Origin of the sequence: Polaromonas sp. DSP2-3-2b2 (genome assembly GCF_049895905.1) — a bacterium.
Taxonomy (GTDB): domain Bacteria; phylum Pseudomonadota; class Gammaproteobacteria; order Burkholderiales; family Burkholderiaceae_C; genus Polaromonas.
Map to the genome: position 1 here is coordinate 24,103 of NZ_JAFCTH010000027.1, position 8,150 is coordinate 32,252.

Sequence of the window (8,150 nt, forward strand, 5' to 3'; positions counted from 1 at the left end):
AAAGGCTTCTATCATGTTAATATTTGCATGACAATAAAGTAAGGAAAGGTCATAAAAATGCAGAGCACATCCGATGAAACACTGAAGGCCCGGTTGCTTGAAGCTTATGAAGCAGACCCAAACAGATCAAAGATGGGGCGATTGAGAAAGCAATACGACACCATCATTGACCTTCAAAAAGGTGGAATGTCACTTGAAAGCATCCTGACAGTTTTGAATGTTGACAAGAAGCCAGAAGACCGTTTGACGATGGCAACATTCAATGGGTATTTGTATTTGCTTCGAAAAGAAAATAAGAATGAAAAATTGATGGAAGTGAAATCAGTTGCTCAAGCTCCAAGCATGAAACCAAAGAAAGTAAAGAAAATTCAGATAACTCAAACGGCTTTTCCAGAATCGTTGGACAAGGAACAATCAGAAATAAAAACAAATGAATCATCAGTATCTGATAACAACCCAACCGAGAGCGTTGCTGCGGAAAAAAAAGCAGAATCTTTGAGACTTGCTGAAAAGTATTCAGGCAAATCTGTCGATGAATCTAGCAATTCAATTACCAAATACCTTTAAGTTAAACGAGAAAAACAATCATGCACAAAATCAATGAGTTTTCACAAAAAGAAACTCTAGTTAAAACTGAAACTTCTACAACAACAAAAAATACTATGCTCATTGAGCAAAAATGTATTGTTGTGCTGAATTACGTCAGCTGCGGAAAAACTGCGCTTTCTCGCCAAATGTTCAAGCCGGCAATGAATGCTGAGATTGTTTCAATTGAGACGATCAACAAAGATGGTGCTCAGGGCGATGCAATGAGTGCTGACAAATTTCGTGAGTCTATGCAGAAAGTTGAATTTCATCGTGACGTTGAGGATAAAAGCGTCATTGTCGATGTTGGTGTTTCGAACGTTGAACTGTTTTTGTCAAAAATGAAAGCCGAATATGCTTTTGACGATTTCGATTTGTTTTTTGTCCCCATCACTCCAGATGACAAGGTGATTTCAAATTCAATTGCATTCCTGAATGACTTGTCTGCACTTTACAAAATTCCTGCAAACAAAATTCGCGTGATTTTTAATAAAATGCCAGTGGATGAAGATGTCAGAAAAATCTACGCACCAATTTTCAAATATCACGAAAATGAAGGGCAAAAATTCACAATCTTGTCAGGGGCGGTCGTTCATGAATCAGCATCCTTTCCAATGATTGGACTTGAAGATTTGAGGAAAGCTGCTGAGAGCACCACGGATCTGCGGGCTGCAATGAAAGCGGCGAAGTCGCCTGATGAGTTGGCTGCAATCAGCAATGCCCGCGCAGTTCGCCGGATGGCGCCATTTGTTGTTGCTGAACTTAATTCAGTGGCAAAAATCTTGCTGGCTTGAGGTAAAGCCATGAATGACCCTATTGCAACAGGTACTCCGAAAACGCGCCAAGAAGCTTATCTGCTTGACTTGATTGGTGATGTTGTGACGCTGGACAAGCAGATTTGCAAACTTCACGAATCGGTTCTTAGCCTTGGAGAAGCACTGCCAGGCCTTGCAAATAAGGAAATGAAGCGGGCAGGGGATCAAGCTATTTTGGCTTTGTCTGGGCAGGTTGGAACAATCGCGCAGAAGATCGCTGGCGATGCTGCGGCTGTCGAACGGAACAACTCTTTTGTCAAAGCAACAGTTTTTGCGATTGCTGGTTTACTGCTCTGCGGCTTGTTGTTCGGTGGCGCTGGCCTTTTAACCGCAAAATCATTTGCATCGATTAGTGTCAATGCAGCTGAACGTGACCTTGCCGAAGCCAATTTACTTCTGCAAAACGAAAAAAAACGGATTGATGAAAAAATTGTTGAATTGGAAAAAAAGTCAGCTGATGAAATTGCAAGAAATAGCGCTGCAATCGGCTGGGCAGCAACTCCAAATGGCCGACTCGCCAAAGCTTTTTTTGATACTGGCGGTGGTGCAATCGCAGCAACTTGTAACGCCAAATATTTAGAAAAAGAAATTGATAGTGAAAAGAGAACTTGGTGCTACGCAAAACGACATGAGTTGTTTGGAGGAGAAGATAATAAATTAACGAGCGCATGGAGAATCCCATAACTGACCGCCAATTTCGCGCCAAAGACGCCCTCATGGGCGTTTTTTTTCGTTCTGCCCGCTTTGCGGGCTGCCTGTATAAACATATTTATTTTTTTACTCAAAACCGCATATACTCTTTTACATATTGATTTAAATGAGGAAATGATATGCAAGTAATTGCGGTTTTGAACCAAAAAGGCGGCAGTGGAAAAACCACCATCGCTACGCATCTGGCGAGGGTGTTGCAGCTGGACGGTGCAAGCGTCGTACTGGTGGACTCCGACCCGCAAGGAAGCGCCCGCGACTGGTCTGCAGCTTGTGAAGAACAACCGTTATCAGTGATCGGTATCGACCGCCCGACGATCGAGCGTGATCTGAAGAGCTTGGCAAAAACAGATTTTGTGGTGATTGATGGAGCACCCCAGGCAGCAGACTTGGCCGTGTCAGCGATCAAGGCCGCGAATTTTGTTTTGATTCCAGTGCAGCCTTCGCCTTACGACATCTGGGCGGCGGCTGACCTTGTTGACCTGGTGAAGCAGCGGATTGAAGTCACGGACGGGCGGCTGCAGGCTGCATTCGTGGTGTCGCGGGCCATCACGGGCACCAAGCTTGGCCAGGAGGTTGCCGATGCCCTGGCTGGCTACGGTTTGCCGGTACTGAACAGCAGGATCATGCAAAGGGTGGCTTACCCAAGCACGGCGGCGACCGGGCAGACTGTTTTCGATCTTGAGCCGAACGGCGACGCAGCGGCAGATTTTCGGGCACTCAAAAACGAATTAGTGCAATTACTCAAATAAGTAAAAGAGCAAATGAACACGATCAAAAAAACTACCGGATTGGCTGCGGGCCGTCCTAGTGTCAGCAAGCAAAACCGTTCGATGGAAGATCAACCAGTGCTGGTGCGTATCAACGCGCAGGTGACAGAAGCTGAGCATCAAAAGCTGAAGATTCACGCGGCAAAAAACAAAACTTCAATTTCAGAGTTGCTGCGTGCGTTCATTGGAACGTTGCCTGACTGAAGAAATTAGTCTCATTTACTCAAATAAATTATTACTCATAACATCAGACAGTTTTTCACTGCTGCACCATAGCCAGCCGCTGCAAGTTTCAGTTCACGATCTCCGGAATACGAAATTGCAATCGCGCCAGTCCTGACTGCCGCATTTACTTACCTGGTTTGCGACCTAATTGAAAAAATCTCGGATGTCGGCCAACACAGGATCGCCTTTTCCTGAACTCACTTCAACCCAAGCGTTGAGCAAACCTCCGAACCTCAACATGGGCCGATCCTCATCGATATGAGCTGGCAAACATGCCCTATTGGTTGCATCGTATGACGCATGATTACGACAAACCAACGGCCTTACTTCGTAAACCGAGCACGAGTCCTCTACAAGAAATGGGCAGGGTGAGCCTCGATATGGCTTGTCTGTGCGCAATATCGACTTTTGTATGGGTCGGGCTGTCCGACCACTAAAATTTGAAATGCTCGCCGCCTCAAGGCTCGAAATTTCGACGCCATCGTGACAACAGTGTGAACAACCGTTGGCGCAGGCAATATAGGGCGCCATCAATCTGGAAAATTCGTCAGCCAGTTGATAAACTTTGCGCAGCTTGACAGATTTTGAAGCATTGAGGTTCCGGAGTTTTTCCGGCAATGCCGCCTCTTGGGTAAATATTGCTTTGGGAACGGATTTCACAAACTCATCAGCACGTTGCTTTGCAAGGCCGAAGTTGGGCTGGTTGTCTAAGAAGCTCATCAAATCATCCTGCTCATTGCTTCGCCACCGCAATATCAAGCCGTGGCAACGCCCGCACCAGCTTCATCGTTTCCAGGCTGACGGTGATGACGCGCTGGAACAGTTTCAGCGGGTATGACGCATCGCCTATGGTCTCGGTTGCCCACAGATTGGCGTCGTTGACGATTCCGCTGTCTTTGTGGGTGGTGACGGCCTGGCGCTCCATGACCCATTCCAAGGCTGGTTTGCCGTTGACCACATAGTCATAGGCCTCTAGCGGAATGCCGCTCATGGTGATCTTGTGGTTGTAAACCACACGGGTTTTGTCGGCCTTGCTGGCGAACTTCATTTGCGTGACGCGGTAATCCGCATCGGCGAACTCTGCCAGCAACAATGCGCCGCCCTCGATGTCCACCTGGTACGGGGTTACGGTTTCATAGTTGATGTGCAGATCGGCCAATTTTCGACCCGCTGTGCTGAATGCTTGGAAGTCGGCAAACGTTTTGACCGCTGGAATGCGCGGCAATTCCTTGCTCAGATTGTCCGCGTAACGCTTTTTGTAATCTTCCGAATGCAGTAGGCCGTAGATGTAATAAAACAGGTCTTCTTTACTAATTTCCTGGCCTTTGTAAGCATCGCTGAAATGCTTTAAGCCACCGTCTGAAATTCCATCCCTGACTGTGTACTTGCCTTGCTTCGCGCCTAAACCGTCAAACAACCCACTGACAGGTTCAATATCGAAAATTTTTAGTGGGAAACACTGGGCCTTTGAAATCATTTCCAGGTCAGGTATCTTGTTAGCCAGAAGCACAGAAAAATCTTTGGTTGCACCTCTACCAGTCACACAAATGACGAAATTTTCAGCTGCACTGCTTGGGAAATAGCGCGGTATCAATGCAATATCGTTAATAAAATTTCGGTCAAAATAAAGATTTTGAGTACTGAATGGCCTGTAAAGGCCAAGAGTTAGCGCCTCAGCCTGGTAAATGCGTTGACGAAATTTACCCACATCAGCGCGCAAAGCTCTTGACCAGCTAATCTTTTTTGCATCTGAATTTATGAAATCCTCTACCTCGACCGTCACGTTCCGTGTTTCGTCACCGCAGTAAGTTTCATAACGTGCGGACTCCTTGTTAAAAAAGGAAATCATAGACTTCAAATTTTCTACAAGTTTTGTCTTCGAAAATTGGTAGACCCATGCGTCACGGTTGGTTTTTATTCCCATCGAATAGCTATCAAAAACAGAAGCAGTTGATGCATCTTTTTTATCGCCAAGGCCTATGAACTCAGAAAAACTGTCATCCCGTTGCCCTACCCAGTCATTGTGCTGATCCGGCGTAATCGGTAGCCAGCCATTGGTAGCAGTAATCCCGTCAATGCTGCCAAACGCCGTGATTTTTTCCAGTTTCTCTTCCCGACTCAGATAGTCACCAATGTCGTGCAGGTAAATCTTGCCGCTTTCTGTCGCTTTGGGGTTCTTGACCAGGATGCTGATGGCAATCGGCGTGCGGGTGCCCATGCCAAAAACGTTGTCCTTTTCTTGGCGACGCAATTCGCCTGACGTGCGTGCGTTCCCCCGCAGGTGAAAAATGTAAAGAGTGCTGAATTCTTCCGCCAGGCACTTGCGCAGCCCATCGGCGGTGTTGGCATCAATGAATCCACCATTACTCACATAGCCCACGACGCCGCTGGTCCCAATGCGGTCGCTGGCCCAGCGGATCGCCCGGATATAGCTGTCGTAAAGGGCGTTCTTGTTGGTGGCGGTGGAATGGGCCGCATAGGTCTTGCGGATGCTTTCATCCAACGTCGGGTAGCCGACATTGGCATTGTTGTCGTTGGCACTGGTTTGCCCAGCAGAATAAGGCGGGTTGCCCACAATGACCCGAATGTCCAGCTTCTTTTGCTTGCGGCGACGCGTGCTGTTGTCGGCCACCGAATCCGTCCCAAGCAGATGCGAACTGGGCTCGTACAAGGCAAAGGTGTCGGTCAGGCAAATACCGTCAAACGGCACATAGTCCCCGCCCATGATGGCGTGATAGACCTGCTCGATGTTGATGGCTGCAATGTAATAGGCCAGCAACACGATTTCGTTGGCATGAATTTCGTTCTTGAACTTATGGGCCAGCTCGTCTTTGCCAATCAGGCCGCTTTGCAACAACCGGGTGATAAACGTGCCGGTGCCTGTGAACGGGTCGATGATGTGAACACCTTTGCTGCCCAAAGTTTGGCCGAACTCACTTTTCAGCACATCGTTGACGCTGTGGATGATGAAGTCCACCACCTCGACCGGGGTGTACACAATGCCCAGCTTGTCTTTCAAACGCGGAAACGCGCTGCTGAAAAACTTGTCGTACAGGTCAACAATGATCTTTTGCTTGGCTTTGAGGTCACGGATGCCAGCCGCCCGCATCCGCACGCTCTCGTAAAAGCGCTCCAGCTTGGCGGCTTCCTTGTCCAGGTTGTGCTCATTGAGCACCTCCAGCACCCCTTGCATGGCTTTGGACACTGGGTTGTGCTGGGTAAAGTTGTAGCCGTCAAACAGGGCATCAAACACCGGCTTGGTGATGATGTGCTGGGCCAGCATCTCAATTGCTTCGTCCCGGCTGATGCTGTCGTTCAAGTCGTCTTGCAGCTCCTTCAAAAAACGGTTGAAGGCGGCAATCTCGGCAGTGTTGTCTGATTTAGCCAAAATGGCCGTGATGCGGCTGATATTGGTCTGGGCAATTTTGGCAATGTCCTTGGCCCATTCATCCCAGTACAGGCGGTTGCCGCACTTTTGCACCACCTTGGCGACGATAGCGCGTTCAATCTCGCTCACGTGGTATTCGATCTGGTGTTGTTCCTGGATTGGCGTGGCCTCGGCGCTCTGACCCAGGTTTTGCCCGCCCTTGGCGGCTTTCGCGGCCTTGGCGTTGACTTTGGCTCCCTTCGTCTCGTTCGCTTTACCCTTGCTTTTAATGTTGATGGTGTCCGTGATGGCGATGATTTCCATCTTTGACTTGTCCTGGCCGGTCAATTCCAGTTTGTTGATCATGGCGTCAAAACGGTCATCATGCGAGCGCAGCGCTTGCAGCACCTCCCACACCACTTTGTAGGTCTTGTTGTCGTTGAGCGCCTCTTCGGGCTGCATGCCTGCCGGAATCACCACCGGCAAAATCACATACCCCAGCTTCTTATTGCTGTCCTTGGACTTGCGCATGACGCGCCCGACCGACTGCACCACATCCACCTGTGAATTACGCGGCGTCAGGAACAGCACGGCGTCCAGGGCGGGTACGTCCACCCCTTCGGACAAACAACGCACGTTGCTCAGGATGCGACAGGTGTTATCAGGCAGCTCGGCCTTGAGCCAATTGAGCTTGGCCCCCTTTTGCGCCGCATTCATGCCGCCGTCCACGTGTTGTGCCTCACAGACCAGCTGACTGATCGCGTCTTGCTGCTCGGGGTTCTCATTGAGCAACTCCGTCCGGTATTCATCGACCACGGCCTGGAACATCTGCGCAATGTTCTTGCTGCTGACCTTGTGGCTTTTGGCCCCCTTGTTGACCTCGATCACCTGACAAAAGGCCACAGCGCGGCGCATCGGGTCGGGATCGTTGCTGAGGTCGTCCTGGGTGTCCTGTTTGGACAGGGCACGCCAGCAACCGATAATTTTCGCGGCATCGTCCACCCGCAGGTTGTTATCGCCGTCTTTCAACAACACTTGGAGTTTTGCGTTGATGTGGTCTTCGCTGATGGTCAGCACGATGACCTTGTAGTCACACAAGATGCCCAGGCCATGCACCGCTTCAGAAAACGACAGGGTGTGCAGCGTTTCGCCAAAGAATTCGGCGTTGTCCATCGAATACAAAATGATGCTGTCGGTTTCGGCCTTGGCCTTGGCCGGAACCCCATAGACACGGGGCGTGGCGGTCATGTAAACCCGTTTTTCCCCTTTGATGACATCCTGGTTGTGAACTTTGACAAACGCCGATTCATCATCGCCGTCAAAGCTCGCGCCAGTGGTGCGGTGCGCTTCATCACAAATGATCAGGTCGAAATCGGCCAGCGCATGGAGCTTTTGCGCCTGCGAAATCACGTCAATCGAGTGATAGGTTGAAAATACCACGCTCATGTGCTGGGCGTCGTGGCGCTTGGTAATCTCATGGGCCAACATTTTTGGATTGGTGGTGGCCGGGTACTGCAACTCATGCACCAGCATTTGGTAGTCGTCGTCTTTGTCGCGGCCCTTGCCGACTTCGCTGTCCGAGCACACGGCGAAGCTGTGCATGGGGGTGGCCGTTTCCTGCGTCCACTCGGTCAGGGTTTGCGACAACAAAGACAGCGATGGCACCAGAAACAACACCCG

Annotated in this window: 7 protein-coding genes; 5 read left to right on the forward strand and 2 right to left on the reverse strand. The window is 49.5% G+C overall.

Going from position 1 to position 8,150, the window contains the following annotated elements:
* Window positions 1-57: 57 nt before the first annotated feature.
* The 5 genes from ACP7AD_RS16740 (at window position 58) to ACP7AD_RS16760 (ending at window position 3,082) form a co-directional block, all read left to right on the forward strand.
* A complete protein-coding gene (locus tag ACP7AD_RS16740) occupies window positions 58-567 on the forward strand; it encodes a hypothetical protein (RefSeq protein WP_426166310.1) in 510 nt (169 codons plus the stop codon).
* Between the two features lie 20 nt (window positions 568-587).
* A complete protein-coding gene (locus ACP7AD_RS16745) occupies window positions 588-1,379 on the forward strand; it encodes a hypothetical protein (protein ID WP_426166313.1) in 792 nt (263 codons plus the stop codon).
* A 9-nt stretch (window positions 1,380-1,388) separates the two neighbouring features.
* The gene (locus tag ACP7AD_RS16750) at window positions 1,389-2,084 is read left to right on the forward strand and encodes a hypothetical protein (protein ID WP_426166316.1); all 696 of its coding nucleotides are present in this window, start codon (window positions 1,389-1,391) and stop codon (window positions 2,082-2,084) included.
* Between the two features lie 146 nt (window positions 2,085-2,230).
* Complete coding sequence (gene parA / locus ACP7AD_RS16755) at window positions 2,231-2,860, forward strand: ParA family partition ATPase (protein ID WP_426166319.1); 630 nt, start codon at window positions 2,231-2,233, stop codon at window positions 2,858-2,860.
* A 12-nt stretch (window positions 2,861-2,872) separates the two neighbouring features.
* The gene (locus tag ACP7AD_RS16760) at window positions 2,873-3,082 is read left to right on the forward strand and encodes a chromosome partitioning protein ParB (protein ID WP_181375049.1); all 210 of its coding nucleotides are present in this window, start codon (window positions 2,873-2,875) and stop codon (window positions 3,080-3,082) included.
* Between the two features lie 165 nt (window positions 3,083-3,247).
* Here the strand turns inward: ACP7AD_RS16760 and ACP7AD_RS16765 are convergent, their stop codons facing one another.
* Entirely contained in the window at window positions 3,248-3,823 is a 576-nt protein-coding gene (locus tag ACP7AD_RS16765) for a YkgJ family cysteine cluster protein (protein ID WP_426166322.1), read from the reverse strand.
* Between the two features lie 13 nt (window positions 3,824-3,836).
* Window positions 3,837-8,147, reverse strand: a complete 4,311-nt coding sequence (locus tag ACP7AD_RS16770) for a DEAD/DEAH box helicase (protein WP_426166325.1) — start codon at window positions 8,145-8,147, stop codon at window positions 3,837-3,839.
* Window positions 8,148-8,150 lie beyond the last annotated feature (3 nt).

Bases quoted from the DNA above. Each gene is read 5' to 3' on its own strand.
- parA (WP_426166319.1), top strand. From the start codon at position 2,231: ATGCAAGTAATTGCGGTTTTGAACCAAAAAGGCGGCAGTGGAAAAACC.
- ACP7AD_RS16760 (WP_181375049.1), top strand. From the start codon at position 2,873: ATGAACACGATCAAAAAAACTACCGGATTGGCTGCGGGCCGTCCTAGT.
- ACP7AD_RS16745 (WP_426166313.1), top strand. From the start codon at position 588: ATGCACAAAATCAATGAGTTTTCACAAAAAGAAACTCTAGTTAAAACT.
- ACP7AD_RS16750 (WP_426166316.1), top strand. From the start codon at position 1,389: ATGAATGACCCTATTGCAACAGGTACTCCGAAAACGCGCCAAGAAGCT.
- ACP7AD_RS16765 (WP_426166322.1), bottom strand. From the start codon at position 3,823: ATGAGCTTCTTAGACAACCAGCCCAACTTCGGCCTTGCAAAGCAACGT.
- ACP7AD_RS16740 (WP_426166310.1), top strand. From the start codon at position 58: ATGCAGAGCACATCCGATGAAACACTGAAGGCCCGGTTGCTTGAAGCT.